Below are 26,223 nucleotides of genomic sequence, written 5' to 3'. Positions count from 1 at the left end.
GAAAAGGGGCTTGTCGCCGCCCCGATCGGGGGACGGCGACAAGCTTGCCGGTTACTGGTTGTCGGGGAGGGCGAAGACGGTCAGCGTGCCGCCGAGCTGGGTGTATTCGCCCAGCGACTTGTGCGCGCCGACGGCGCCAAGGCCTTCCTGTGCGCCGGTCAGCCCGGCGGCCAGCCCGATGCCGGCCCAGCCGCCGACACCCGACAGCACCGCGATGTACTGCTTGCCCTTGTGCGTGTAGGTGTTGACGTTGCCGATGATGCCGGACGACGTCTTGAAGTTGTAGAGATCCTTGCCGTCACGCAGGTCGAAGGCCTTCAGATAGCCTTCCAGCGTGCCGTAGAAGCCGACGCCGCCCTTGGTCGTCAGTGCACCGCTCCACACCGCGAAGCGTTCCGGCTTCGACCAGACGACCTTGCCGGCGGCCGGGTCCCAGGCGATGAAGTTGCCCATCCCGCCATGCGAGGCGGGGGCCGGATACATGCTGAGCGTCGCGCCGACATAGGGCTGGCCGGCCGAATACTCCACCTTGAACGGCTCGTAATCCATGCAGATGTGGTTGGTCGGCACATAGAGCAGGCCGCTGTCCGGCGAGTAGGACGCCGGCTGCTGGTCCTTCGAACCCAGCGCCGCCGGGCAGACGCCGGTGGTGTTGGTGTCCTCGCCCTGGGCGAAGGTGCTGTATTTGTCGACGACCTTGGGCCGGCCGGTCGCCATGTCGATCTCGGTCGCCCAGTTGACGGTCGGATCGAACTTCTTCGCGACGAGAAGCTCGCCGGTGTTGCGGTCGAGCGTATAGCCGAAGCCGTTGCGGTCCATGTTGACCAGGACCTTGCGCTGCTGGCCGCCGATGTTGATGTCGGCCAGGATGTTCTCGTTCACGCCGTCATAGTCCCACTCGTCGAACGGCGTCTTCTGGAACACCCACTTCGCCTGTCCGGTATCGGCATCGCGGGCGAAGATGGTCATCGACCATTTGTTGTCGCTCTTGGCCCGGTCGTTGTTGACGGCGCGCTGCGCCGGATTCCAGGTGCCCGGGTTGCCGGTGCCGTAATAGATCAGGTTCAGGTCGGGGTCGTAGGTGTACCAGCCCCAGGTGGTGCCGCCGCCGATCTTCCACTGGTCGGCCGGCCAGGTCTTGATGCCGAGGTCTGGCTCGCCGATCGGCTTGCCCATCATCAGCGTCTTCTGCGGGTCGATCATCACGTCCTTGTCGGGACCGGTCGAATAGGCCCGCCACACCATCTTGCCGCTGTTGATGTCGTAGGCGGTCAGATGGCCGCGGACGCCGAACTCGCCGCCGCTGATGCCGACATAGACCTTGTCCTTGACGACCATCGGGGCCGCGGTCAGCGTCTCGCCCTTGCTGGCATCGCCGTTCTTGACCGACCACAGCACCTTGCCGCTCTGCGCGTCCAGCGCCACCAGCGTGTTGTCGGCCTGACCCAGGAAGACCTTGTTGCCGGCCACCGCGACGCCGCGGGTGACGGTGTCGCAGCACATCACCGGGATGACGGCGGAGTCCTGCTTGGGTTCATACTTCCACTTGATGCGGCCGTTGTCGTTCAGGTCCAGCGCATAGACGATGTTGGGGAAGGGCGTCGATATGTACATCGTGTCGCCGATCACCACGGGACCGCCCTCGTGTCCGCGCAACACGCCGGTGGAGAACTGCCAGACCGGCCGGAGGTTCTTCACGTTGTCGCGGGTGATCTGGTCGAGCGTGCTGTAGCGCTGGCCGGCATAGTTGCCGAGCTGCATCGCCCAGTTGGCCGGATCCTTCTGGTTTTTCAGGGTGTCTTCGTTGGCATAGGCGACCGTGGCGGTGGCCGCCTGGATCGCGGCGGTGACGAGCAGACAGCGCACAAAGGGGTTCATCTGTTTCCTCCCGTTTTTTTAAGGGGTGGTTCGTGGTCCCGGAGACTGTGCAGCGACAGGCGGCGGTGTCGGTGAATCGGTCTTTTGAGAGGGCGGTCTCCCTCCATCGTTGGCGCGTGATGTCGATCGGGCGGCGTCGGGGGTGCCATCGCGACACCCAAGGTTCCGAATCCAAGTGGGGCCGGCATTCAGGCGTGCCGGTATCAAGTGCCGGAGCACGGCCCTTGGCGGGGTTCTGAACTGCCCCGCATTATGTTGGAGATGCTGACAGTCAGTTTGCTCAAATAAAGATAGTCTGTGAAGATTATTTTCCGACGCCGTTCGAAAGTTTTCGAACGAATCGAAATAATGAGTGATTGTTACAAAAAAGCGGTAATCCGAAAGGGGTAAAAGGTCGAGCTTGCGGTCGTGCGATCAGGCCTGCTCCGCCGGTCCGCCCCGTCTCGCCCAGAAACCGCGACCCGGATCATAGGCCAGCACCGCAGCGCCGAGGAACAGCGCGAGGCAGCCGGCCACCGACAGCAGGGCGGTGACGTCGACTCGGAGATACAGGCTGAAGCGGATCAGCTCCACCGCCTGGGTGAAGGGGTTGTAGGCGGCGATCAGGTACAGGGTCGGGCTGCCTTCCCGAATCCGCCAGAGCGGGTAGAGGGCGGAGGAGGCGAAGAACATCGGGAAGATGACGAAGTTCATCACCCCGGCGAAATTCTCCAGCTGCTTGACGAAGGACGACAGCAGCAGGCCCAGCGCCCCCAGCATCAGCCCGCTCAGCACCAGCGCCGGCAATGCGGCGAGGTAGCCCAGCGGCGGCGGCTCCACCCCCCACAGCCAAGCGATGCCGAGGAAGACATAGACCTGCGCGATGGACACCGCGACACCGGCCAGCAGCTTGGCGACCAGCAGGTACCAGCGCGGCAGCGGGCTGACCAGCAGCGTCCGCATGCTGCCCATCTCGCGGTCGTAGACCATCGACAGGGAATTCTGCATGCCGTTGAACAGCTGGATCATCGCGACCAGACCGGGCACGACATATTCGTCGTAGAGGATGTAGGTCTCGTAGGGCGGGATGATCGACACGCCCAGCACGGCGCGGAAGCCGACGGCGAAGATCGCCAGCCAGACCAGCGGCCGGACCAGTGCGGCAAAGAAGCGCTCGCGCTGGTGCAGGAAGCGCAGTCCTTCTCGTACGATGATGCTGCGCAGGCAGTACCAGTAGGTGGCGGCGCTCATGGCCGGCGCTCCCCCGCCGTCAGGGCGGCGAAGGCGGAGGGCAGGGCGTCGGTGCCGGTTTCGGCGCAGACCGTGCGGACACTGCCGGAGGCGCGCAGACGGCCCTGGTGCAGCACGACGACGGAGTCCTCGTCCGCCGCCTCGTCCATCAGGTGGGTGGCCCACAGCACGGCGAGGCCCTGCTCGCGGCAGAGCGCGCGGACATGGGCAAGGATGTGGCGGCGCGAGTCCACGTCCAGCCCGACGGTCGGCTCGTCGAGAAGCAGCAGGTTCGGGCGGTGCAGCAGGGCGCGGGCGATCTCCACGCGGCGGCGCTGCCCGCCGGACAGGGCGCGGACCTTGTCGTCGGCGCGGTCGGACAGTCCGATGCGGGCCAGCTCCTCCCGCGCGCGGGCTTCGCAGTCCGATGGCCGCATGCCGTGCAGGCCGCCATGGTAGCGCAGGTTCTGCCGCACGGTGAGGTCGAGGTCGAGCGTCGGCTGCTGGAACACCACGCCGATGCGCTCCAGCGCGCGGGTCGGCTGGCGCCGCAGGTCGAAGCCGAAGATGCGGATGTCGCCGCTGCGGCTGGAATAGAGCCGGGTGATCAGCGAGAACAGCGTGGTCTTGCCCGCGCCGTTCAGCCCCAGCAGCATGGTGAAGCCGGCCGGCGGCACGGTGAAGGACACATGGTCGAGTGCCACGCGCTTGCCGAAGCTGTGGCTGAGGTCCTCCACGGCCAGGGCGGCCACAGCCCCGGCGGCGGATTCTTGAATTGCGGGAATCGACGGAGCTACCGGTAGAACCACGGCCTCGAACATCCTGTCTTCCCCAACTGTCTTCCCCCAACTGTCTTTCCACGGGCCGCACCCCCGTCTTCACCCGAAAGGGCGCCGGAAGGGCGGCACGCGCCGTTGTTCGGAAGGGTGATTGCAAAGATGGCTTTGCCGCATGATTGTTGGGATTGCGAATGAATGTTCAAGGCGCTTTCGCGCCGGGACGTGAGCTTGACCCCGACCATACTCCCGAAGAGTGATGTCCTGGTGGTGGCGCTGTCGGCGCGGGCGCTGGCGGCCAGTGCACGCCGCAGCGGGCTGGGCGTAACGGCCCTCGACCTGTTCGCCGACGCGGACACCGCGGCCATGGCCGACCGCTGTCTCGCCCTGCCGTCAAGGCGGCTGCACCTTCTCGGCCCGGCGCTGCGGCGCGCCCTGGCGGCGCCCGATCTGCGCGGGGTGCCGCTGGTCTATGGCGCCGGGTTCGAGGATAGGCCGGAGCTGCTGGCGGCGCTGGAGCGCGACCGGCCGGTCCTCGGCAACGCCGCGGGGACGGTGGCGAGGCTGAAGGACCCGTTTGCCTTCGCCGCACTGCTCGCCCGCCTCGGCATCCCGCATCCGGAGATCGCCACCTCGCCGCCGGACGATGGCGGGCGATGGCTGATGAAGCGCGCCGGTGCCAGCGGCGGCGGGCATATCCGGCCGGCGGATCGGCGGAGTCACCGATTGCCGGCCGGACATTACCTCCAGCGCCGCATGCCGGGGCGTCCGGTGTCCCTGCTGTTCCTGGCCGATGGCCGGCGCGTTCTGCCGGTTGGATTCAGCCGGCAATGGGTGGCCCCGGCACCCCGCCAGCCCTTTCGCTATGGCGGCGCGGTTGGCCCCTTGCCGGTGGCGCCGATCCATGCGGGGTTTGCCGCGGCCATGACCGCCGCCGTCTCGCGGATCGCCGCGGAGGTCGGGCTGGTCGGGCTCAACAGCGCCGATTTCCTGGCCGGACCGGACGGCTGGTGCCTGCTGGAGATCAACCCGCGGCCCGGGGCGACGCTCGACCTGTTCGACCGTGCGCCGATGCCGGGCCTGCTGGGCCTGCACATGGCCGCCTGCACCGCGGAGCTTCCGCAGGCTCTGCCGGCGCTGGCCGGCTGCCGCGCCGCCATGGTCGTCTATGCGCGGACGCCGGTCCTGCTGGACGGTTGCATGCGCTGGCCGGACTGGACCGCCGACCGTCCCGGCACGCCGGCCCACATCCCGGCGGGAGCGCCGCTCTGCACGGTTCTGGCCGATGCTGCCGACCCGGCGGAGGCCCGTCGCCTTGCCGGCCGGCGCGCGCGGGAGCTGTTCCGGCGGCATGCCCTGGCGGAGGCGGCATGAGCGGCGTGGTCGCCCTGTTCACCGATGGTGCCGACTGGCACGCGGCAAGGCTGGAACAGGCGATGACGCGGCGCGGCGTCGAATGCCGCCGCGTGCCACTGAGCGCCTGCGGCTTCGCCGTCGGGCGGACGGCGACGGGGCTGCTGCTGCCGGGATTTGGCGATGCGCTGCCGGCGGGCGCCTTCATGCGGGTGGTCGGGCAGGGCAGCTTCGAACAGGTGACGCTGCGGCTGGGGGTGCTTCACGCGCTCGACCGGCTGGGGGTGCCGGTCTACAACTCCGCCCGTGCCATCGAAGCTTGCGTGGACAAGAGCATGACCAGCTTCCTGCTGGCCCGTGCCGGCCTGCCGACGCCGCCCTCCGTCACCGTGCAGGATGCCGCGACGGCTCGCGCGGTGGTGGAGGCTTGGCCGGACTGCGTGCTGAAGCCGCTGTTCGGCGCCCAGGGGCGCGGCCTGCGCCGCCTGCCGCGGCCGGAAGACCTGCCGGAACCCGAGGCCATGGCCGGCGTCTATTACCTGCAGCCCTTCGTTCCGCCCCGCCGCGACGGCGAGTGGCGCGACTGCCGGGTCTTCGTGGTGGGAGGGCGCGCGGTGGCGGCGATGATCCGCCACGGCCGCAGCTGGATCACGAATGTCCATCAGGGCGGGCGCTGCGAAGCCATGGCGCCGGACGGGGCGGTGGCCGAGCTGGCGGTGCGTGCCGCGGCGGCGGTGGGCGCCGACTATGCCGGGGTCGATCTGATTGCCGCCCCCTTTAATGAAGGGACTTGGATGGTGCTGGAGGTGAATTCGATGCCGGCATGGCAGGGGCTCCAAACGGTCAGCGACGCCGATATCGCCGACGCGCTGGCGGCGGATTTCCTTGCCCGCGTCGAGGCCGCCGCATCGCGGGTGCCGCAATGACCGCCCGCATGCTGCGGCTGTTCCCCGGCCCGCCGGAGGAGATCGCGCTCGACGGCGCCTATCTCGCCCACCGCCTGCATGAGCGGGGGAGTGCCGGGAGGCCGTTGGTCTATGCCAGCTTCGTCGCCAGCCTGGACGGGCGCATCGCCCTGCGCGACCCCGCCACCGGGGAAAGCCGGCTGCCCGCCGGGCTGGTCAGCGGCAACGACTTCCGGCTGTTCCAGGAACTCCAGGCGCAGGCGGATTGCTTCGTCACCCATGGCGGGTATCTGCGTGATCTGGCGGCCGGCCGGCTGGACGATGTGCTGCAGGTGGGGACGCAGGAGGCGACGCGGGACCTCGCCCGATGGCGGGCCGACAACGGCTTGGCGCCCCAGCCGGCCCTGGTCATCGCCAGCGCCAGCCTGGATTTTCCGATGCCGGATTCCCCGGCGCGCCATGGCCAGCGTGTCGTCATCGCCACCGGCGCCGCGGCACCGGCCGAGCGTGTCGCCCAGTGGCGGGCCGCCGGCCATGAGGTGCTGGCCGTCGGATCGGGAGCGTCGGTGGAGGGTGGGCCGCTGGTCGATGAACTCGGTCGGCGGGGGCTGCGCAGCATCTATCTGCTGACGGGGCCGCGCATGCTCGACACCATGATGCGGGGCCACAGGCTTTCGCGCCTGTACCTGACCACCGCCCATCGTTTGCTCGGCGGTGAGAGCTTTCACAGCATGCTGGCCGGGCCTGAGTTGGGCGATGCCGGCCGGCTGCGACTCTGCGCGCTGAATTACGATGCCAGCGCGCCGGACGGCACAGGGCAGTTCTTCGCCCATTTCGAGCCGCGGCCGGCCTGAGTGGCCGAAGTGAACACTTGTTCTGACTGGAAAGCTACCGTGCCGATTACAGGCCGGCGCAGGCGTAGGCGTTGATTTCCGTGCCGACCCGGATTTCGGCGGTCGTCGGTTTGCGCCAGGTTTTCATGTCTGCTTCCTCCACTGGAAATGGGCAGATTGGCATGATTGCCTTGGTGCCCATTAGGAAATGGTACCGATGATGCCTCCGCGCCACCACTACCCGAACGGATAGGAGCTTGAGAATTTTGGCTAGTTCTTTGTGCGATGCAAAACGAACCGGACCGCCGGCCCTCATTGGAATTGGAATAAATCAACGTGTTAAGCGCTGATATGGCGCAATCCCGCATCGTATCTTTATTCGCTTCAAATGTTCTGGTTTGTCAGGGGTCAGCACCAGACCGGATTTTGCGGCGTATCGGTAACAGCGGACTGGTTCGCAGACGGAAGGTATTCGGTCCTTTTTCTCTGCTCGGCTCAAGAATGGCCGGAAGCGGCAACCACCATCCGACAGAGAAAAAGCCCCTCCACCGCAGAGGGGGGAGGGGCTTTCGGAGGACGCGGATTCCGGTGAAAATTCAGGCGGCGAACGGGTGCTTCGCGACATCCTTCTGGTTCAGCAGATCCTTGACGGTGGGATAGCCGGACACCGCGCGTTCGATGGCCTCCTTGGTGGCGCGGTAGTTGTAATCCTGGATCTTGGCGTTGTCCTTCGCCTCCCAATGGATGAAGACGCCGACGCAGATAAAGATGTTGTCGATCTCGTCCTGCGGAATGGTGCCCTCGGCCACGCAGTCGGCGACCGCCTTGGCGACGCCGTGCTGGGCCGGGCCGAACATCTGGACCGCCTGTTCCGCGCCCTTGATCGTGACCTTGTTGAACAGGATGGTCGAGGGCTTGCACTGCAGGTTGGGGGCGATGACCGCCAGCAGGCTGGTGAAACCGTCCTTGTTGTTGGTCAGTGCGTTGCAGAATGCGGTTTCCGCGGCACTGCCACGCGGCCCCATGATCAGGTCGATGTGGGCCACCTCGTTCCCGTCGCCGACCAGCGACTCACCCACCAGCACGCGATTGATTTTCGGGGATGACCCCTGCCACATGCCCATCGCCGTTTTCTCCCATGTTTTTGAAAATCATTGGAGGACCGCCGCAGTCACGCGGTCACGCCGGTCAGCTCGATCCTGTCAGCTCAATCCGGGCAGGTCGCCGGTAACGCGGCGTCTGGATCGTCTGCGAGTTCCGGCGTCGGTCACGGTGGGCATTATGCCAGTTTGTTCGTTTGTAAAACAAACTCACAAAAGGGTTCCGGAGTACCTTGAAATCGCAGCCGCCGTCTTCGTGCCGCACCGGTATCGACCGGGAAGGCATGACCGTTCGGTGGTCGTTACCCCATCTTTGCGGCAGCGGCTGCGATCGGGCCGCGGGATGGCGTCACTGCTGTCCTTGCTTGTCGGTCGATCCGGCCGTTCCGCCGGAGCCGCCCTGCGTCACCGGGTCGCCGCCGATGGTGCCCTGCCGCTGCTGCTGGAGCGACGTGTCGGGCAGCTGCCCGGTCGGCGCCGCACTGCCGCCCCCGGGGGTCGAGCCGGTGGCGGAACCGCTGCCGGAACTGTTTCCAGAACCGTTCGACGTGCCGGAACTGCCCTGTGGCACCGGAGCGCCGCCGATGGCGCCCTGGCGCTGGCCGGGCAGGGACTCCGACGGCAATTGTCCGCCGGTCGCCGCCGGGGCGTTCTGTGTCTCTGTGCCGGTGGTGGATTGGGCAAAAGCCGGCGGGGCCACGGCCGCCACTCCGAGTATGCCGGCACCGATTACGGCCGCACAGGCCAGGGCACGGCCGCTGGAGAGCTTCATCGTCATGATTACACCTCCCTGGGGCCGGGCCGTCGCCGACAGCCGCCGCCGCACCCGGCCCTTCCCCTCAACCATGCGCTGCGGCCGCGGGTTCCGTGATACCGTTACCTGTCACGGCTTGACCACGACCCCCCAGGGGGCGCCACCGACGGGGATGCTCTTGATGACCTTGTTGCGCTCCAGGTCGATCACCGAAAGGTCGTTGCTGATGCCGTTCGTGGTGTAGAGCCGCTTTTCGTCCGGCGAGAAGGCGAGGTTCCAGACGCGCTGGCCGACCAGGAAGTAGCGCTTCACCTCGAAGTTCTCGGTGTCGATCTCGGCGATCCGGTTGGCGGGGCCGAGCGCCACGAAGGCGCGCTTGCCGTCGCGGGTCATCTGGATGCCGACCGCCTGGATCGCCTCGCGCCGGACGCCGGTGACCTCGAAGCGGATCTTCTTCACCACCTTGCGGGTGGCAGCGTCGATGACGCTGACCGTGCCGCCGATCTCGCTGGACACCCAGACATGCTTGCCGTCGCCGCTGAACTGGGCGACGCGCGGCCGGCTGTCGACCAGAACGTTGCCGACGACGGCGCGTTTCTCGGTGTCGATGAAATGCGCCATGTTGGTGGTTTCGGAGGTGTTGACCAGGATCTTGCCGTCGGGGCTGATCCCCATGCCTTCCGGCTCCACCCCGACCTGGATGTTGCCGACCGCCTTGCGGCTGGGGATGTCGATGATGGTCACCATGTTGTCGTCCTCGTTGGCGACATACAGCCGGTTGCCGTCGGGGGAGAGGACGAACAGCTCCGGATCGGGGCCGGAGGGCAAGGAATGGACCACCTTGCCGCTGGCGATGTCCACCACATCGACACGGTTGTCGTCGCCGGCGCAGACATAGAGCTGCGTCCCGTCGCCGCTCAGCGTGATGCCGCGCGGCCGGCGGCCGACCTTGATCTTGTTGGTGATCTGCAGGCTGTCGCCGTCGACCACGGCGATCTGGTTGTCCTTTTCGTTGGATACGAAAATGGTTTCGGCCAGCACCGGCTCGGCGATCAGGACCGGGGCGGCGAGGAACAGCATGGTGCACAGTAAGGAACGCATGGGGTGGTCCGCCTCTTCATCGGTTGAAATGGCATTTGCTTTCCGGCGCGTCGTCGCCGAGCGTATCGAGGGGCGTCACGGGGTGCAGGAAACCCTCCTGGGGCGACACCGAGACCAGCATGCGCGGCCCGGCGATCAGGATGGGTTGCCGCATCTGGCCGTCCCATTTGCGGAAGGACAGGGCTTCGCCCTTGAAGCCGGCCAGTTCGAAGTCGGCGCTGTGCAGATAGGCGACGAGGTCGTCGAAGCCGGCGGCGCCGGTGCGGGTCGCCGCCTCTCCCACGCTGCGCACCGCCAGCCAGGCGGCGTAGTCGCGCGGCAGCATCCAGCGGTCGGCCAGCTTCTCGAACCGGCTTTGCAGCTGGGTGCCGCCCCACTGCTCGTTCACCCGCGACCAGGCGGTGGCGGTCAGGCCCTGGGTGCCGGCCACCGGCCGGGGATGCCAGGTGCGCCCGTCGAGGTAGTCGCCGAAATTCCCCGCCTCGTCGGCGACGACCAGCACGTCGTAGTCCGGCCCCTGGGTGGCGAGCGGGATGTCGGACTGGATGGTGGTGACGCCGGTGTCGGTGCGGCGGTTGCCGGTGTCGAAGGTCCAACCCTTCTCGGCGACGATCCGGCCGCCGAAGCGCTTGGCGGCGCGGCGCACCGCGTCGGCATAGAGCGCGTCGCCGGGATCGCGGCCGGTCAGCAGGCTCCAGCCCGTCCATTTCTTCCAGGCGAGATACTGCGCCAGCGCGTCGGCCAGCATGCGCCGGCTGGCGGCGGTGTGCAGGATGTTGGCCCGGCACTGCTCGTTGCGCAGCGCATCGTCGGGCGCGCGGGCGTTGAACAGCAGCATCGACCGCGCTTCCGGCCGGTCGGCGACGGCGAGCAGCGCATCGCCCGGCAGATCGGCGACGACGAAGCGCACGCCTTCATCCGCCAGCGCCTTCAGCCCGGCGGCGATGTCGCCGTCGGGGGGCAGCACCTGCTCCACCAGCCGGAAGCTCTGGTTCAGGAACATTCCGGTGGAGTTGTTGTCGGCCAAAGCCAGCCGGGCGCCCTGGAGCCCCTCGTCGGTCGCCACCGGTTCGAGGAAACTGGCCGGCGTGCGCGGATCCTCCTGCCGTCCAAGATAGCCGATCAGAATCGACTGCCCGCCGGCATCCTGGGCCAATGCCGCCGCCGCGGGCGACAGAAGCAGAATCCCGGCAAGCGGCAGCGCGGCGATGAGGCGCCTTCGTCCTATGGCCTTCGATAAGTCGGAGCGTCGCCTAGACAACGGCCAGAATCTCACCTCTTCCTCCTTCCGCAAGATCGCCGATGAAACGGTGGGCGCGGGTGCTGCCCGCGCGCTCGAACCAGCTTCCGGTGCCCTCCAGCGCTCGGCGCAGCAGGTGCAGGAACAGCCAGTCCCGCGTGCCGCCGTCGGCGAAGCCATCGGGCGCCGCGCTCGCCGGCCGGCCCAGCAGCAGGGTGCCGCGCCGCATGCCGAAGCCCGGATGGGGACCGCAGCCTCCCCCGACGGCGAGCGTGCCGGCGACCATGAAGGCGGCGGCATAGGCGCCGGCCCGGCCGTCGACGACGACGATTCCGCGCCGCATCCGCTCGGCCGCCCGGTCTCCGGCATCGCCGCCGACGCTGATCAGCCCGCCGCGCATTCCCAACGGCAGGCCGGGCAGCACCCCGCCCAGGCTGTCGCCGGCACTGCCGTCGATCCGCAGGAGGCCGCCGGCCATGCCGGCACCGGCATGGTTGCCGGCATCGCCCGCGACCAGGATGCGGCCCATCGTCATGCCGGCGCCGACCCGGTGCAGGATGGCGCCGCCCGGCCGGATCAGCAGTCCCTCCGCCGCATCACCGGCCGACAGCTCGAACAGGTCGCCGAGCCTCGCCGACCCGCCGCCGCTGGGAAGCGGCATCCCTGCGATGGCGTCAGTCGTCAGCCCGGCCAGCCGCTCCGGCAGCAGCGCGGACATGTCCACCATCATGCCGGCGCCGCCGCGATAGGTCAGGGACAGGCCGCTCATGCCATCACCTCGTGCAGATGGAAGTGATGCGGTCCGAGCTTGCCGCCGTAATTCCCGGCGGTGATCGCCAGCACGCCGGCCGCCGTCCCGCCGGCAACGGCTGCGGCGATCCCGGCGCGCATGCCGGCGCGGATGGCAGTTTCGTCGGTGCCGTCCAGCACCAGCTCCAGCACCGCCTCGACATCGGGAGTCAGCAGGGTTTCGGGTTCGACCGCCCGCAAGGTCGGGCAGAAGCGGGTGTTGGTGGAGGCGATCAGCGCCTTGTATTTCGACCCGACCTTGGAGCCGGAGCGCACCACCCCGCCGGGGAAGGGCAGGATGATGCCGGGCAGCGGCCGGATCGCCGCGACCGCCGCCTCTGCCGCGGCAAGGCACTGGCGGTGGCTGGCGGCCAGGATCAGGAAATTGCCGCCGCCGATGCCCTTGCCCACGGCAACGCTGTCCTCGCAGACGAACTCCCCATCCATCACCGGCAGGCGCCAGAATCGGCGGTCGCCGAACTTCTTGGCGATCTGGTGCCCGTCGCCGAAATAGCGCAGGCCGCCGCCGAGCAGGATGCGCTTGGCACCGTCGAGAAGTCCGGCATAGCAGGCCGAGCCCGGCGAGGTCATGACGCATTGCCCGACCCGGTTGACGACATGCTTTGCAAGGTCGCCGGTCGACATGCCGAAGATCATCACCGCGGCGCCCGGCCGGCTGTCCGGCGTCTCCTCCGGTGTCAGCAGCCGTTCCACCGCCGCTTCGCAGCCGCAGCCGATGACGGATGTGGCGAAGCCGGTCAGGCTGGAGGTCGCCGCATCGACCCAGGCTGGCGTGTCGGCGGTGATGACCAGCCGCGTGTAGGTCATCGGAAAGGCTTCGGCGAAGGTGTCCTCGATGCGCACGCCGTTGATCTGCAACTCCGCCATCACGGCACCTCCCGCCGCCGGCAGGGGTGGAGGACGGGGCCGGCGCCGTGGCGGATCTCCTCGTCGCGGATGCGGAAATGCTTGAGGGACAGGCCGAGGCGCTCGTCGAAATGGCGGGCGATGCGGCGCTCGATCAGGTCGTCGAAGCCGGGGCGGACGACATGGGTGCAGCCCTGGGCCATCGCCACCAGCGTGCCGTCGCGCACCACCAGCCGTCCGCTCTTGAAGACCAGATCCGGCCGTTCGAACATGGCGCGGCGGTCGGGCCGGTCGGTGTAGACGGTGACGTCGGCCGAGGCGCCGGGCGCCAGATGGCCACGGTCGGCAAGGCCGAGGATGCGCGACGGCGCTGCACGGGTCATGACGGCGATCTCCGCCAGCGTGTATTCGCGGGTGATCGAGCCCAGCGTGGTGTGGGCCGGCGCGTCGGGATGGATTTCCGCCAGCTTCGCCAGCCGGTAATCGCGGTCCATCAGCAGCCGGATCAACTCGGGATAGAAGGTGAAGGGCGCGCCGTTGGGGTGGTCGGTGGTCAGGAACACCCGCCAGGGATCGTCCAGCAGCAGGAACAGCTCCAGCCCGATCGCCCATTGCAGCGCGTTGACATAGGAGTTGTCGCGGTAGCGGAACGGCACCACGCCGCAGCCGGCATCGCATTCGATGTCCATCGCCAGCCATTTGCGCGGATGGGCCAGCGGCGCGGTGTGGCGCTGCGCCATGGTGTCGGCCGACGCGGTCACCGTCTGCCCGAACATCACCTGCCCGATGTCCACCGACAGGGTCGGGGTCCGGTTCACCGCCTCCGCCAGCGCCGCGGCGCCGGAGGAGAATTTGCGGTCGCCCTCCGTGTCGTAGCTGTGGAACTGGATGTGCGTCATGTGCATCGGCAGGCCGGACGCCGCCTGGATGGTGTCCAGCGTCGTGGCGACGTTACCGGGAACGCCCAGGTTGCAGCCATGGACATGCAGCGGGTGGGGCAGTCCCAGCTCGTACACCGCGCGGGCCAGCACGGTCAGGACGCTGCGCGGGGTGACGCCGTAATAGGGTCCGGGCTCGTCCAGGTCGAGGCTGCGGGCGTTGAACTTGAAGGCGTTGATGCCGCCGGGATTGACCACCTTGACGGCAAGGCTCTGGGTCGCCGTCAGCATCCAGGCGACATAGTCGTCGATCGCGGCCTGCCCGGCATTGGTGGCGATCAGGTCCAGCAGGAAATCGTCGCTGCCCAGAACCAGATAGCCGCCGGTGTCGATATAGGGGATGTCGCCCATCTCCATATGCGCATGCCGGGCGTTGGAGCCCAGCATCGCCGGCTCGAAGGCGGCGGTGAAGCCCATCTCGATATAGCGGGCGCCGGTCGTGTGGGTGGAGGGGGTGGCGAGGCCGCTTCCCCCGCCGCAACCGCAGGCGCTGCCGGCGAAGCGGTGGTGTTCGTGCTCCTCCCCCATCAGCAGGCGGGCGAGGTTGACCTTGCCGCCGGCGATGTGGCTGTGGATGTCGATGGCGCCGGCCATCACCACCTTTCCGGTCAGGTCATAGGTGGCGTCGGGCGCAGCACCCGGTCCCGGATCGGCGGCGATGCGGTCGTCGCGCAGCCAGAGGTCGGCGACCTCGCCATGCCGGCCGTTGGCCGGGTCGAACAGCTGCCCGCCGGCAAGCTTCGTCAGCATCCGGCCTTCTCCCTGGTATCGGCGGTTTGCTCCAGCGCCGCCAGCATCCGGCCGATCACGTCGGCGACGCTGGGCAGGCCGCGGTCGATCAGCGCGCCGGCATGCAGAGCCACCACGCTGTCGGCGCGGAACACGTCGCCGGCATGGTCGATGCCCGGCGTCCCCACCGGGATGAACAGCGCCGGTTCGGGCGTGATGGCCGTCTCCGGCGGCGCCAGCATGATGACGCTGCCGCTGGTGCCGAACTCCGGCACTTCGGGCCGAAAGGCGGAGATCCACAGCGTCACGTCGGCATCGCGCAGGCGTGTCCGCCAGTCGAACCTGTCGGGATCATGGACGGGCGCGCCTGCGTCGAAGCCGGTGCGCAGGGGAAAGCCGGTTCGCCAGGTGCAGGCCTGGTTGGCGCCGATCAGGTTGTCGGCACCCGACAGCGGCAGGCCGGCGCAGCGCGTCGTGCCGTCGACGGTGCGGACCAGCCGGGCCAGCCCCTCGACGATCAGGTCCGGCTGCGGTCCGTCGAACAGCCCCGCCGCCCACACCACCACCGCATAGCGCGCGGCCCGCAGCCGGGCCGCCAGTTCCGCCATCCGGGCATCGCTCGACGCCGTCCGGCCCGCCAGTGCGGTCCTCAGTCTCGTAACCAGGGTGGCGAGGTCCGGCTGCGGGTCGGCCTCCATGCCCTGCGTTTCGATCTGGCCGGCAAGGCATTGCACGGTCTCGGGCAGCGGTTTCCCGCCCAGGAAGACGGCGCTCCGGCCGCCGCCAGGGACGAAGGCCGGTGCCGGTGCCACCCAGCGTTCCCACAGGCGCGGGAAGGCGGCGGCCGGATCCGGCCCGACGACCAGGACGAGGTCGCAGCGGTTGCGCAGCTCCGCCAGCGTGGTGACCGACCAGCCGAAGCGCCGCAGGACCGCGAGGTTGCGGAACAGGGCGTCGGACCGCTCATGGTCCACCGTCGCCCCGATGCGTGCGGCGAGCGTCAATGCGGCGAGCACGCCCTCGACATCGGTGGCCAATCCGGCGATCAGCGGCGCACGCGCGGCGCCGAGCAGCCGCGCCGCCTCGGCGATGGCTTGATCCATGGCGACGGGGGTGCCGGCCATGCGGGCGTCCGTCGCCACCGCCATCGGCCGGCGGAACAGACGGTCGGCCTGCGGGCAGCCGCTGGGCCGGGGGGCGATGCCGGAATCGTCCCGATCGATCCCGATGTCGCCGCATCCCAGGCCGCAGAACGGACAGAGGATTTCGGGGTGGAAGGTCATGGCCCCCCAATCGCCTGAGCGGAGAATGAACCGGGGAGAATGGACCCGGATGCGCAGTCGACCGCATAGGCCGCAGGTACTATTGCTGGCGGCCTATGCGGTTGATTTCAAATGAGCCGTCGTCTTCGCCGGCGACCGCCCAAGCATCGGCCCCGGTATGGAAGCCCCGATGTTTGGACATGGTCGGCCCCGGACATGCCGTTGGGTCCGTTCATGACCAGTTTCCTCCCCGGAAATCCGTACCCCGTTCGGGTTAATCCGCGCGGATATTCGTTCGCGCTACGGAAAATCTTGTTTGCAACGCTAACATTGTGTCGGGACCCGCGCAAAGGGAATGCAGATGAGCCACCAGCGCAATCGGATAGGGGAGGTGCGGGTCCATGCGCCCGCGCGCCTGCATGCCGGCTTCGTCGACCTCAATGGCGGGCTTGGGCGCCGTTTCGGCAGCCTGGGCATCGCCATCGACCGGCCGGCGATCACCCTGCGCATCCGCCCGGCCGACCGGCTGACCGTCGACGGCCCGTCCGCCGAGCGTGTCCGGCGCAGCATCGAACGGCTGGGCCGGCAGGCCGGGCTTTCCGATAGGGTCGCGGTGACGGTGGAGGAGGCGATCCCGGCGCATGTCGGGCTTGGCTCCGGCACCCAGACGGACCTTGCCGTCGCGGCGGCGCTGGTCTGCCTGGAGGGGCGCCGCACCGCCGCCCGCGATCTCGCCCGCGCGCTGGAACGGGGGGCGCGGTCCGGCATCGGGCTGGCAGCCTTCGAGCAGGGCGGCGTGCTGCTGGACGGCGGCCGGGGCGGGCTGGATGCGGCGCCCCCGCTGATCGCGCGGGCCGAGTTTCCCGAGGACTGGCGCATCCTGCTGCTGCTCCACCGCGGCGGGCACGGACTGCACGGCGCGCCGGAGGTAGAGGCCTTCCGGCGCCTGCCGCCCTTTCCGCCGGATGCCGCGGCCCATCTCTGCCGGTTGATGCTGATGGTGGCACTCCCGGCCCTTGCGGAGCGGGACGTGGAGGCGTTCGGCCGGGCCGTCGGCGAGCTTCAGCGCACCGTCGGCGACCATTTCGCCCCGGCGCAGGGCGGACGCTTCACCAGCCCGCTGGTGGCGGAGGTGCTGGTATGGCTGGAGGCTCAGGGGGTCGCCGGCGTCGGCCAGAGCTCCTGGGGGCCGACCGGCTTCGCCATCGTCGGCGATGCCGCATCGGCGGAGCGGCTGGCCGACGAGATGCGCGGCCGCTGGGCCGGATCGCCGCTGGAGGTCATGGTCTGCCGTGGCCGGAACGTCGGCGCGACGGTGGAGAATTTGAACGCCGGGACGGGCTTCGTGCCTGCGGCCCGGCGGGCGGCGGGCGAATAGCAGAGGTGAACAACAGAAGGGAGGCAGGCATGAGCGCCCCTTACGTGCTGCACATGATCACGCCGCTGGCGAATGTCAGCCCGTTCGACGTCAACATGGCGATGGATGCCGGCATCGACATGGTGGTTCCCTACACCGGCATCGAGACCGCGCAGGTCGAAGCCCTGACCCAGGATGCCATGTTCTCCCGCGACCCGAAGAACGCGGCGCGCACCGGCCTGTTCATCGGCGGGCGCGATGCGGCGATGGCGCTGGACATGCTGGACGTGGCCCGCAAGGCGATGTTCCCGCCCTTCCAGATCTCGGTCTTCGCCGACCCCTCCGGCGCCTTCACCACCGCCGCCGCCATGGTCGCGGTGGTGGAGCGTGCCCTGCGGCGGGCCGGGCTCGACGGTCTCACCGGGCTGGACGTCCAGGTCTATGGTGCGACCGGCGTGGTCGGCGGCATCGCCGGGCTGATCGCCGCCCAGGCCGGCGGCAACGTCACCCTGGTCAGCCACCGCGGCGTGTCGGCCGTACAGGGCAAGGCGGAGGAGTTCGGGCGCCGCTATGGAGTGACGCTGTCCTGCGCCGACACGGCGAGCGCCGGCAAGGCGGCTCTGCTGGAGCGGGCGGAGGTGGTGCTGGCCTGCGGCAAGGCCGGGATCACGGTGCTGTCCGCCGAGGACCTGCGTGCGGCCAAGCGCCTGCGGGTGGCGGCCGACATCAACGCCGTCCCGCCGGCCGGGGTGGAGGGCGTCGGCGTGCAGGACGACGGGGTTGCCTTGCCGACCGCATCCGGCGCTGCATCGGGCGCCGTCGGCATCGGCGCGCTCGCCATCGGCAACGTCAAGTTCAAGGTCCAGCATCATCTGCTGGAGCGGATGCAGACCGGCGGCACCGCCGTCGCCTTCGATTTCCAGGACGCCATGGACGCGGCGCGGACCATCGCCGGAAAGGCATCGTGATGCAGGATCGCCCCAGCCTGTCGGCACTCTCCGCCCCGCTCGCCGCCGCACTGGTCGCCGATGCGGCGCAATTGCGGATCGGCATCGACCGCGTTGCCGGTGCGACGATCATCGATGGCGGCATTGCCCGACCCGGTGGGCTGGAGGCCGGACGCCGCATCGCCGAGCTGTGCATGGGCGGCCTCGGCCGGGTGACGCTGCAGGCCGACACCCAGTCCGACCGCTGGCCCTTCCAGGTGGCGGTGCACAGCACCGACCCGGTGCTCGCCTGCCTGGGCAGCCAATATGCGGGGTGGAGCCTGACGCATAAGGACGAAGCCGGGTCCTTCTTCGCGCTCGGCTCCGGCCCCGGACGCGCCATGGCCCGCAAGGAGACGCTGTTCGACGAACTGGGCTACAGCGACAGCGGCGACCATGCGGTGCTGGTTCTGGAAAGCGGCACCGTCCCGCCGGCCCCGCTGGTGGAGCGGATCGCCGCCGATTGCGGGGTGGCGCCGGAGCGGCTGACCCTGGTGCTGACGCCGACGGCGAGCCTCGCCGGCACCGTCCAGATCGTCGCCCGCGTGCTGGAGGTCGCGCTGCACAAGGTGCATGCGCTGGGCTTCCCGCTGCACGACGTCGTCGACGGCATCGGCGTCGCACCGCTGCCGCCGCCGGGCAAGGGCTTCGTCGAGGCGATGGGGCGGACCAACGACGCCATCCTGTTCGGCGGCACCGTCCATCTGCTGGTCGACGGGCCGGACGACGACGCGGCCGATCTGGCGAAGCGCCTGCCGAGCACGGAATCGCGCGACTATGGGCGCCCCTTCGCCGAGGTGTTCGCGGCGGTGAACAAGGATTTCTACGCCATCGACCCGCTGCTGTTCGCGCCGGCCCGCGCTGTGGTGACGGCGCTGGACTCCGGCCGCAGCTTTCACGGCGGGCATCTTGCGTCGGGCATGCTCGACCGGTCCTTCGCGGGGTGACGGGGATGGGTCCCGGCGTCGCGGAGCTGTTCATGGCTGTCTGCCGGGCGGAGGTGATGGCGCTGAAGCCCGGGAACGTCCATGTGCATGCCGCCGGCCACGGCATGACGGTGGCGGACTTCCTGCTGTCGGCGGACGTTGCGGCGCCGGAGATCGCACGGCCGGGCGCAGCGGTGGGGGAGCGGATCCTGCGGGCGGTGCGGGCGACGCGGGCGGCGGTGAACTGCAACACCAACCTCGGCATCCTGCTTCTGACCGCCCCGCTGGCCCGTGCCGCGGAGATGCCGCCGTCCCGTCCGCTCCACGACAGGGTTTGTGCCGTGCTGGAGGAGCTGAGCGTGGAGGATGCCGAAGCCGCCTTTGAGGCGATCCGCCTTGCGTCACCCGGCGGGCTGGGCCGCGCGGCGGAGCATGACGTCGCCGGGCCTGCGACGGTGGATCTGCGTACCGCGATGGCCGCGGCACAGTCGCGCGACCGCATCGCCGCCCAATATGCCGATGGCTACCGCGACGTGTTCGGGATCGGCGTTGCCCGTGCGCGGGCGCTCACTGGCAAGGATGTTGGCAAGGATGCCGTATCGATGGCCGAAGCGGTCTATCTGGAGTTCCTGACCGCCTTCCCCGACAGCCACGTCCTGCGCAAGCAGGGGGAGGCGGTGGCGGCGGGCCTGATGGCCGAGGCGCAGGAGGTGCGCCGGCAACTGGCGGCGGTATCGTCCGATGCCGTCCGGCACGACCACCTGTTCGCCTTCGACGCAAGGCTGAAATGGCAGGGCATCAACCCCGGCACCTCCGCCGACCTCACCGTCGCCAGCCTCTTCGCCCATTGCCTGGAGGACAGAGACCGGACGGGGGGCGGACGGGAGACCCCAAGTGGGAGGGTGGCATGGGCGTGCGCCTGATCCTGGCCGCGATGGTGTCCGTCGTCACCGCTGCACCCGCATGGGCGGAGCCGCTCGCCGTGACGGAGATCGCGCCCGGCATCTTCGTCCATCAGGGCGCCATAGCCGAACCGGCGCCGGACAATCGCGGCGACACCGCCAACATCGGCTTCATCGTCGGCGGCAGCGGCGTGGCGGTGATCGACACCGGCGGCACGCCGGAGCTGGGCCGGCGCCTGCGCGAGACCATCGCCGCCCGGACCGACACGCCGCCGGTCGTCGTCATCAACACCCACATGCACCCGGACCATCTGTTCGGAAACGCCGCCTTCGACGGGGTTCCGGTCGTCGGCCATGCCAACCTGCGCGACGCGCTGGCCGCCCGCATCGAGGTCTACCGGCGCCGGCTGGCCGACGAGCTGGGCGCGGAGGCCGCTGCCGGGATCGCGCCGGTGCGGGTGGACCGCCCGGTGGCGGGGGAGTTGCGGATCGACCTCGGCGACCGCATCATCGTCCTGACCGCCCATCCGACGGCGCACACCAACAACGACCTGACCGTCTTCGACCGGCAGACCGGGACGCTGTTCACCGGCGACCTGCTGTTTCTCGACCATCTGCCTGCGGTGGACGGCAGCGCGGTGGGCTGGCTGCGCGTGATCGACGCGCTGGAGCGCATTCCGGCGGTGCGCGCCGTTCCGGGCCATGGTCCGCCGTCCGTCGATTGGCCGGGTGCGCTGGATCCCCAGCGGCGCTACCTCACCACGCTGGTGGAGGGGGTGCGGCGGGTGCTGAAGACCGGCGGCAGCATTCAGGAGGCCGTCGCCCATGTGGCGGAGGATGAACGGGACCGCTGGCTGTTGTTCGATGTGTACAATCCGCGCAACGTGACGGCGACCTTCGCCGAGTTGGAATGGGAATAGGAGCGCGATACGGGAGGGAGGACGCGATGACCGGATGCCCGATGCTGAAGCTGAGTCTTGCCGGGTTCCTGATGGTGCTGTCCATGCCGGCGCTTGCCGCCGGCGATGCGGCGGAGGATGCCGCGCGCTGGGACCTGCTGCGCGACATGTATTTCAAGGACCGTCCGGTCGAGGAGGCCGGCGACCTCATGCGGATCGACGCCCCGGAGCGCGCCCATGACGCGGCGCTGGTGCCGGTGCGGGTGGAGGTCGATCCCACCCTTCGCCTGAAGTCGCTGTCGCTGCTGGTCGACAAGAACCCGGTGCCGCTGGCGGCCACCTTCCGCTATGGCCCGGCCAGCGCCGGCAGCAGCATCGAGACCCGCCTGCGCGTCAACGAATACACCAACCTTCGTGCCGTGGGCGAAACGCAGGACGGGCGCCTGCTGATGACGCGGGTCTTCGTCAAGGCGGCCGGCGGCTGTTCCGCGCCGGCCCTCAAGGACCCGCAGGAGGCGATGGCGCGGCTTGGCCGCATCAAGGTGAAGCTGCCGGAGACGGTCGGCACGGGCAGCCCGGCCGAGGCGCAACTGATGATCGGCCATCCCAACGCCAGCGGCCTGCAGTTCGATCAGATCAGCCGCACCTACATCCCCGCCCATTACATCCAGTCCATCGCCATCGGTGTCGGCGGACAGACGGTCCTGGAGGCGGACACCGACATCTCGATCAGCGAGGACCCGAACCTGCGCTTCAGCTTCATCCCCGTCGAGGGCGGCAGCCTGGAGGTGACCGCCCAGGACACCAAGGGCGCCACCTTCAGCCGGACGGTGCCGTTGGTTGCCGGGGGCGGATGAGGGCGAACCACAAGGCGGCGCGCCTCAGAAGCACTTATTTTAGAAGCACTGGCGGTCGGCGGCGACCTGGGCCTGGCGGAAGCGGTCCATCAGGTCCTTGGCCCAGCCGGAACTGCGGAAGATCCCCGCCCGTTCGCCCGGCAGGTCGGCCATCACCTTCACCGTTTCAATGGCGGTGTAGTCGTCATAGGTGATGCGGTCGGCGATGGCGTCGATGCTGCAGGCGCATTTCTCCATGACGATGTGCGACTGGCCGTTCGCCGCCATGCAGGCGATCACGTAATCGGCCCGCGCCGCCGTGGGGTAGTCGTTGGCCGGACCGGCGGCAGCGGGAGCCGTCCCGAGGAAGATTGCCGCGAGGACAAGCACGATGCGAATTGGCATGCCCGGAATTCTCCCCCTCTTGCCCATGGATCGCCGCCGGAAAGCCGCGACCGTCCATCCACGATGATTTCCCTATATAACCATCATCGATACGGATTGAACTCGTCCACCCCAAAGGAGTGGGGCCTCCTTCGGAGTGGACGCGAGGGAGAGTGAGGGCGCCGAGGGGGCAACGTCCGGAACGGCGGGCGTCCGCTGGGTCAGACCTGACGCGGTTCGCACTTCCAACGGCGGACGGTGTATTTCGGGTGCTGTTCCGCCCATTCGGCGGCCCGGAACATGCCGTTGCGCGAACAGGCCATCACGTTGGCGAAGGGCTCCTGGAACGAGGGGCGTTCGACGGTGCAGCTGTCGGGGCTGGACACGAGGCAGACCACGAAAAGCAACTCGATCATGACATCTCCAGAGTCAGGAATGTTGCGGGCGACCCCGTTTGACCTCCGCCGTTCGGGCTCATTTCATGGTTATGTTGCAGTGCACAACAAGCAGAGCGTCCGAGTCAAGACCTCTGATGTATGACATCGCATGTGTGCATGAACATTGGGACCGCGCCCTATGTCTCGATTCAGCGACCGTTCGCGCTTCCCAGGCACCGCAGCCCCGTCCTGACCAGAACCGCATCGACTTCATGACACGGGGGCGAAAGACGGGAACCGAACCGCCGGACGCATGGTTGGCTTTCCCGTCTCATTGTCTTTGTTGGAGCCGAAGGTCATGGAGTTGTCGGGGAAGGTCGCGCTGGTCACCGGCGCCGGGTCGGGGATCGGCAAGGCGTCGGCGGTGCTGTTCGCCAGGGCCGGGGCCAGCGTCGGGGTGCTGAGCCGCACCGAGGACGAAATCCGCAAGACCGCCGAGGAGATCACCGCGGCGGGCGGCAAGGCGCTGGCGCTGACCGCCGATGTCGGCGACGACGCGGCGATGCGGCAGGCGGTGGACCGGCTGGCGGCGGAATACGGGCGGATCGACATCGTCTTCGCCAATGCCGGCATCAACGGCGTCTGGGCGGCCATCGACGAGCTGACGCCGGAGGAATGGGACCGCACCATCGACACCAATCTGCGCGGCACCTACCTGACGCTGCACCATGCCGTTCCGCATCTGAAGAAGGCGGGCGGCGGGTCGGTGATCGTCACGGCGTCGATCAACGGCACGCGGGTGTTCAGCAACACGGGCGCCACCGCCTATTCCTGCAGCAAGGCGGCCCAGGTCGCGATGGTGAAGATGCTGGCGCTGGAACTGGCGAAGGACCGCATCCGCGTCAACGCCATCTGCCCCGGCATCATCGATACGGAAATTCCCGACAACACCCAGCCCCGCAACCTCGACTCCCTGCGGGTGCCGATCGAGTATCCCGAGGGCAAGGTGCCCTTGACCGACGGGAAATCCGGCGACAGCTTCGACGTGGCGGAGCTCGCCCTGTTCCTGGCGTCGGACCGGGCCAAGCACATCAGCGGCACGCCGGTGTGGATCGACGGGGCGGAATCCTTGATGGTCGGCTGAGGTTCGGGCATTCGTTGGTCATCGAACGACCGGTCGGAAAAGGCGGAACTCCCATGAGCGTGACTGAAACCGTGCGGAACAACGAACAGCTCAGCCGGTACGAGCTGACCATCGACGGCGCCACCGCGGTGGCGGAGTACGAGCTGCGGGATGGCAAGATCGTCTTCACCCACACCCACGTGCCGGAAAGCATGTCCGGCAAGGGTGTCGGGTCGGCCTTGGCGAAGGGCGCCCTGGAGGATGTCCGCGCCCAGGGAAAGAAGGCGCTGCCGCTCTGCTCCTTCATCGAGGCCTACATCGAGCGCCATCCCGACTACGCCGACCTCGTGGAGTAGGTTGGATCCTCTATTGCGGCAGTGGCGGCTTCAGGGGGCCGAGCGGGTCCAGTGGGCCGACCGTCGGCGTGGTCTGGGGCAGGGGGCGGAAGGCCGCCTGCGCCTCTGCCGGCAGGGGCGGGCGGACGCGGGTGCGCCAAAGGCCATACAGCGTGGCACAGAGCGCACCGCCGGCGATGAAGGCGAACAGCCCCTGCGGCCCGCCGGCGGACATCATCGCCGATGCCAGCGGCGGCCCGACGATGGCGCCGATGGAGTTGGCGAGGATCAGGCCACCGCTGGCCGACACCAGATCCTCCCGCCGCACATGGTCGTTGGTGTGGGCGAGGCAGATCGGATAGAGCGTGAAGGACAGCCCGCCGAACAGCGGCGCGACCAGCATCAGGGCCAGCGGCTGGTCCAGCCCAGCGGCGGCGATCATGCCGAAGCTGGTCAGCGACAACGCGGCCGACAGGCCGATGATCACGGTGCGCCGGTCGAACCGGTCCGACAGCTTGCCGAGCGGCCATTGCAGGGCCATGCCGCCCAGGATCAGCGCCGACATGAACAGCGCCGTTCCCGACACCCCGAAGCTGGAAGCCGCGCCGAACACCGGGGCCAGCCCATAGATCGACCCGGTGATCGCCCCGCTGATGAAGACGCCGGCCACCCCCAGCGGCGAACTCCGGTAGAGCCGCCGGACACCGAAGGAGGAGACGTTCGGCAATTGCGGCGGCGTGGTCCGCGTCAGGGCAACCGGCACCAGGGCCAGCGACATCAGGATCGACACGATCATGAAGATCCGGACCCCGGCCTCGTCGTCCAGCCGCAACAGCTGCTGTCCGATGCCGGAAGCGCCGTACAGAGTCACCATATAGGCCGACAGCATCTGCCCGCGGCTTTCGTTCGTCGCGGTGCCGTTCAGCCAGCTTTCGATGCACATGTAGAGGCCGGCCATGCAGAAGCCCTGCACCAGCCGCAGCAAGGCCCAGAGCGGCACGTCGACGAACAGCGCATGGGCCAGCGCCGCCACCGAAACGATGGAGGCGAAGGCGGAGAAGGACCGGATATGGCCGACGCGGGCGATGACGCGGTGGGCGTAGAGCGACCCCAGCGTCAGCCCGGCATAGAAGGCCGCCGTGATCAGCCCGACCGCGGTCGGGCCGGACTCCGTCGCCGACAGCCGCAGCCCGATCAGGGTGGACAGGACGCCGTTCCCCAGCATCAGGAAAGCCACGCCGAGCAGAAGCGAGGCGACCGAACGCGCAACCGATGTCATGCCATACCTCCCGTCCGTCGTCAGCGCATGGTGGCCGGTAAACCGGTGGGGAGGCGATGGTGCATGACGGGACTCCACATCTGCGTTTTCTGACTAGGGCCGCTGCCCTGGCCTGATGTCCAACAGCCAAGTCCCGGATTTGGTCCGCCGCGTCGATAGGCTGGTTTACCATTGGGGCAACCTGACCGTTGACAGAGCATACCGTCCGGTAACATACCTTCCTTCAGGTAGACATCCGGGAGATGCCATCATGTCCGACACCGCCCCGCCGGTCCTTCTCACCCGCGAGGGGGCCGTGTCCTGGATCCGGCTGAACCGCCCCGCCGTGCTGAACGCGCTGGACGAGCCGACCGCCGCCGCCCTGCTGGACGCCTGCCGCAGTGTGGCGGATGAGGGGGCTGATGAAGGCGGGCAGGGGCCGACCCGCGTGCTGGTCATCGCCGGCAACGGCCGCGGCTTCATGGCCGGCGGCGATGTCGGCCGCTTCAACGACGATCCCGCCGCCGCCCCTGCCGTGGCCGGCGCCATCATCGCCCACCTGCACGAGGCGGCGCGCATCCTCGACCGGCTGGACGTGCCGGTGCTGGCCTCGGTGCATGGGCCGGTGGCGGGCGCGGGCATGAGCCTTGCCACCGCCGCGGATCTCTGCATCGCCGCAGACGACGCCAAATTCACCATGGCCTATGCCCGCATCGGCGCCACGCCGGACGGGTCGGGCAGCTTCCATCTGCCGCGTCTGGTCGGGCTGCGCCGCGCCATGGAGCTGGCGATGCTGTCGGACGTGATCGACGCCGCCGAGGCTCTGCGCATCGGGCTGGTCAACCGGGTGGTGCCGGCCGCCGATCTGGCGGCGGAGACGGCGAAGCTGGCCGAGCGGCTCGCCGCCGGGCCGACCGTCGCCTATGCCGGCATCCGCCACCTGATGAGGCAATCCTTCGACCGGACGCTGGACGGGCAGCTGGACGCCGAGCGCGACCGCTTCCTTTCCACCGCCGAAACCGCCGATTTCCGCGAGGGCATCGCCGCCTTCACCGCCAAGCGCCGGCCGGACTTCACCGGCCGCTGACCCTTCCCTCCGCCCGAGA

At 68.8% G+C, this 26,223-nt stretch carries 27 protein-coding genes; 12 read left to right on the top strand and 15 right to left on the bottom strand.

Going from position 1 to position 26,223, the window contains the following annotated elements; genetic code table 11:
- Window positions 1-51 precede the first annotated feature (51 nt).
- The 3 genes from AZOLI_RS16930 to AZOLI_RS16915 form a co-directional block, all read right to left on the bottom strand.
- Entirely contained in the window at window positions 52-1,878 is a 1,827-nt protein-coding gene (locus tag AZOLI_RS16930) for a methanol/ethanol family PQQ-dependent dehydrogenase (RefSeq protein WP_014188385.1), read from the bottom strand.
- 414 nt (window positions 1,879-2,292) lie between these two features.
- Window positions 2,293-3,108 (bottom strand): ABC transporter permease, encoded by an 816-nt coding sequence (locus AZOLI_RS16920; RefSeq protein WP_014188384.1) that lies wholly within the window; start codon window positions 3,106-3,108, stop codon window positions 2,293-2,295.
- A complete protein-coding gene (locus tag AZOLI_RS16915) occupies window positions 3,105-3,908 on the bottom strand; it encodes an ABC transporter ATP-binding protein (protein WP_014188383.1) in 804 nt (267 codons plus the stop codon). The genes AZOLI_RS16920 and AZOLI_RS16915 overlap by 4 nt, the downstream gene beginning before the upstream one ends.
- A gap of 180 nt (window positions 3,909-4,088) precedes the next feature.
- Between AZOLI_RS16915 and AZOLI_RS16910 the strand changes: the two genes are divergently transcribed.
- From AZOLI_RS16910 to AZOLI_RS16900, 3 genes are read left to right on the top strand one after another with little or no spacing between them, the layout of a single operon-like run.
- The gene (locus AZOLI_RS16910) at window positions 4,089-5,237 is read left to right on the top strand and encodes an ATP-grasp domain-containing protein (protein WP_429725906.1); all 1,149 of its coding nucleotides are present in this window, start codon (window positions 4,089-4,091) and stop codon (window positions 5,235-5,237) included.
- The gene (locus tag AZOLI_RS16905) at window positions 5,234-6,142 is read left to right on the top strand and encodes a RimK family alpha-L-glutamate ligase (RefSeq protein ID WP_014188381.1); all 909 of its coding nucleotides are present in this window, start codon (window positions 5,234-5,236) and stop codon (window positions 6,140-6,142) included. The genes AZOLI_RS16910 and AZOLI_RS16905 overlap by 4 nt, the downstream gene beginning before the upstream one ends.
- The gene (locus AZOLI_RS16900) at window positions 6,139-6,975 is read left to right on the top strand and encodes a RibD family protein (protein WP_014188380.1); all 837 of its coding nucleotides are present in this window, start codon (window positions 6,139-6,141) and stop codon (window positions 6,973-6,975) included. Before AZOLI_RS16905 ends, AZOLI_RS16900 begins: the two co-directional genes overlap by 4 nt.
- A 46-nt stretch (window positions 6,976-7,021) precedes the next feature.
- On the opposite strand, the gene pqqA is transcribed toward AZOLI_RS16900, so the two are convergent.
- The 9 genes from pqqA to AZOLI_RS16855 all read right to left on the bottom strand — a co-directional run bounded on the left by pqqA (window position 7,022) and on the right by AZOLI_RS16855 (window position 15,755).
- Window positions 7,022-7,102 (bottom strand): pyrroloquinoline quinone precursor peptide PqqA, encoded by an 81-nt coding sequence (pqqA, locus tag AZOLI_RS16895; protein ID WP_014188379.1) that lies wholly within the window; start codon window positions 7,100-7,102, stop codon window positions 7,022-7,024.
- Window positions 7,103-7,550: 448 nt separating this feature from the next.
- On the bottom strand, window positions 7,551-8,078 hold the full coding sequence (gene fae / locus AZOLI_RS16890) for a formaldehyde-activating enzyme (RefSeq protein ID WP_014188378.1): 528 nt from the start codon (window positions 8,076-8,078) through the stop codon (window positions 7,551-7,553).
- Between the two features lie 325 nt (window positions 8,079-8,403).
- Complete coding sequence (locus tag AZOLI_RS16885) at window positions 8,404-8,832, bottom strand: hypothetical protein (RefSeq protein WP_162488242.1); 429 nt, start codon at window positions 8,830-8,832, stop codon at window positions 8,404-8,406.
- A 105-nt stretch (window positions 8,833-8,937) separates the two neighbouring features.
- Complete coding sequence (locus tag AZOLI_RS16880) at window positions 8,938-9,909, bottom strand: PQQ-dependent catabolism-associated beta-propeller protein (protein ID WP_014188377.1); 972 nt, start codon at window positions 9,907-9,909, stop codon at window positions 8,938-8,940.
- Window positions 9,910-9,925: 16 nt separating this feature from the next.
- A complete protein-coding gene (locus tag AZOLI_RS16875) occupies window positions 9,926-11,065 on the bottom strand; it encodes an ABC transporter substrate-binding protein (protein ID WP_244442571.1) in 1,140 nt (379 codons plus the stop codon).
- Between the two features lie 97 nt (window positions 11,066-11,162).
- Window positions 11,163-11,918 (bottom strand): formylmethanofuran dehydrogenase subunit C, encoded by a 756-nt coding sequence (locus AZOLI_RS16870; protein WP_014188375.1) that lies wholly within the window; start codon window positions 11,916-11,918, stop codon window positions 11,163-11,165.
- A complete protein-coding gene (gene fhcD, locus AZOLI_RS16865; protein ID WP_014188374.1) occupies window positions 11,915-12,826 on the bottom strand; it encodes a formylmethanofuran--tetrahydromethanopterin N-formyltransferase in 912 nt (303 codons plus the stop codon). The genes AZOLI_RS16870 and fhcD overlap by 4 nt, the downstream gene beginning before the upstream one ends.
- Window positions 12,826-14,493: a formylmethanofuran dehydrogenase subunit A gene (locus AZOLI_RS16860; RefSeq protein WP_014188373.1), complete on the bottom strand. Its 1,668-nt coding sequence runs from the start codon at window positions 14,491-14,493 to the stop codon at window positions 12,826-12,828. Before AZOLI_RS16860 ends, fhcD begins: the two co-directional genes overlap by 1 nt.
- Window positions 14,487-15,755, bottom strand: a complete 1,269-nt coding sequence (locus AZOLI_RS16855; protein ID WP_014188372.1) for a formylmethanofuran dehydrogenase subunit B — start codon at window positions 15,753-15,755, stop codon at window positions 14,487-14,489. The genes AZOLI_RS16860 and AZOLI_RS16855 overlap by 7 nt, the downstream gene beginning before the upstream one ends.
- A 340-nt stretch (window positions 15,756-16,095) precedes the next feature.
- On the opposite strand from AZOLI_RS16855, the gene AZOLI_RS16850 reads away from it, so the two are divergent.
- Genes AZOLI_RS16850 through AZOLI_RS16825 form a run of 6 tightly spaced genes read left to right on the top strand, consistent with a single transcriptional unit; the run spans window position 16,096 to window position 21,661 of the window.
- Window positions 16,096-17,112 (top strand): beta-ribofuranosylaminobenzene 5'-phosphate synthase family protein, encoded by a 1,017-nt coding sequence (locus AZOLI_RS16850; RefSeq protein WP_014188371.1) that lies wholly within the window; start codon window positions 16,096-16,098, stop codon window positions 17,110-17,112.
- 29 nt (window positions 17,113-17,141) lie between these two features.
- Complete coding sequence (locus tag AZOLI_RS16845; protein ID WP_014188370.1) at window positions 17,142-18,059, top strand: NAD(P)-dependent methylenetetrahydromethanopterin dehydrogenase; 918 nt, start codon at window positions 17,142-17,144, stop codon at window positions 18,057-18,059.
- Complete coding sequence (gene mch / locus AZOLI_RS16840) at window positions 18,059-19,024, top strand: methenyltetrahydromethanopterin cyclohydrolase (protein ID WP_014188369.1); 966 nt, start codon at window positions 18,059-18,061, stop codon at window positions 19,022-19,024. The genes AZOLI_RS16845 and mch overlap by 1 nt, the downstream gene beginning before the upstream one ends.
- A gap of 5 nt (window positions 19,025-19,029) precedes the next feature.
- Complete coding sequence (locus AZOLI_RS16835) at window positions 19,030-19,926, top strand: triphosphoribosyl-dephospho-CoA synthase (protein ID WP_014188368.1); 897 nt, start codon at window positions 19,030-19,032, stop codon at window positions 19,924-19,926.
- The gene (locus AZOLI_RS16830; RefSeq protein WP_014188367.1) at window positions 19,911-20,825 is read left to right on the top strand and encodes a quinoprotein relay system zinc metallohydrolase 2; all 915 of its coding nucleotides are present in this window, start codon (window positions 19,911-19,913) and stop codon (window positions 20,823-20,825) included. The genes AZOLI_RS16835 and AZOLI_RS16830 overlap by 16 nt, the downstream gene beginning before the upstream one ends.
- Before the next feature lie 26 nt (window positions 20,826-20,851).
- Entirely contained in the window at window positions 20,852-21,661 is an 810-nt protein-coding gene (locus AZOLI_RS16825; protein WP_014188366.1) for a quinoprotein dehydrogenase-associated SoxYZ-like carrier, read from the top strand.
- A gap of 39 nt (window positions 21,662-21,700) precedes the next feature.
- Here the strand turns inward: AZOLI_RS16825 and AZOLI_RS16820 are convergent, their stop codons facing one another.
- On the bottom strand, window positions 21,701-22,045 hold the full coding sequence (locus AZOLI_RS16820; protein ID WP_014188365.1) for a hypothetical protein: 345 nt from the start codon (window positions 22,043-22,045) through the stop codon (window positions 21,701-21,703).
- A gap of 200 nt (window positions 22,046-22,245) precedes the next feature.
- Complete coding sequence (locus AZOLI_RS16815) at window positions 22,246-22,440, bottom strand: hypothetical protein (protein WP_014188364.1); 195 nt, start codon at window positions 22,438-22,440, stop codon at window positions 22,246-22,248.
- A 319-nt stretch (window positions 22,441-22,759) separates the two neighbouring features.
- Here AZOLI_RS16815 and AZOLI_RS16810 point away from each other — a divergent pair, with 319 nt between their 5' ends.
- Complete coding sequence (locus tag AZOLI_RS16810; protein ID WP_014188363.1) at window positions 22,760-23,545, top strand: SDR family oxidoreductase; 786 nt, start codon at window positions 22,760-22,762, stop codon at window positions 23,543-23,545.
- A gap of 53 nt (window positions 23,546-23,598) precedes the next feature.
- Window positions 23,599-23,880 (top strand): GNAT family N-acetyltransferase, encoded by a 282-nt coding sequence (locus AZOLI_RS16805; RefSeq protein WP_014188362.1) that lies wholly within the window; start codon window positions 23,599-23,601, stop codon window positions 23,878-23,880.
- A gap of 10 nt (window positions 23,881-23,890) precedes the next feature.
- Here AZOLI_RS16805 and AZOLI_RS16800 read toward each other — a convergent pair whose 3' ends face one another.
- On the bottom strand, window positions 23,891-25,138 hold the full coding sequence (locus AZOLI_RS16800) for an MFS transporter (protein WP_014188361.1): 1,248 nt from the start codon (window positions 25,136-25,138) through the stop codon (window positions 23,891-23,893).
- Between the two features lie 250 nt (window positions 25,139-25,388).
- Here AZOLI_RS16800 and AZOLI_RS16795 point away from each other — a divergent pair, with 250 nt between their 5' ends.
- Window positions 25,389-26,204: an enoyl-CoA hydratase/isomerase family protein gene (locus AZOLI_RS16795; RefSeq protein ID WP_014188360.1), complete on the top strand. Its 816-nt coding sequence runs from the start codon at window positions 25,389-25,391 to the stop codon at window positions 26,202-26,204.
- Window positions 26,205-26,223 lie beyond the last annotated feature (19 nt).

Source organism: Azospirillum lipoferum 4B, from assembly GCF_000283655.1.
Taxonomy (GTDB): domain Bacteria; phylum Pseudomonadota; class Alphaproteobacteria; order Azospirillales; family Azospirillaceae; genus Azospirillum; species Azospirillum lipoferum_C.
This window is presented reverse-complemented; position numbering and strand designations above follow the sequence as displayed.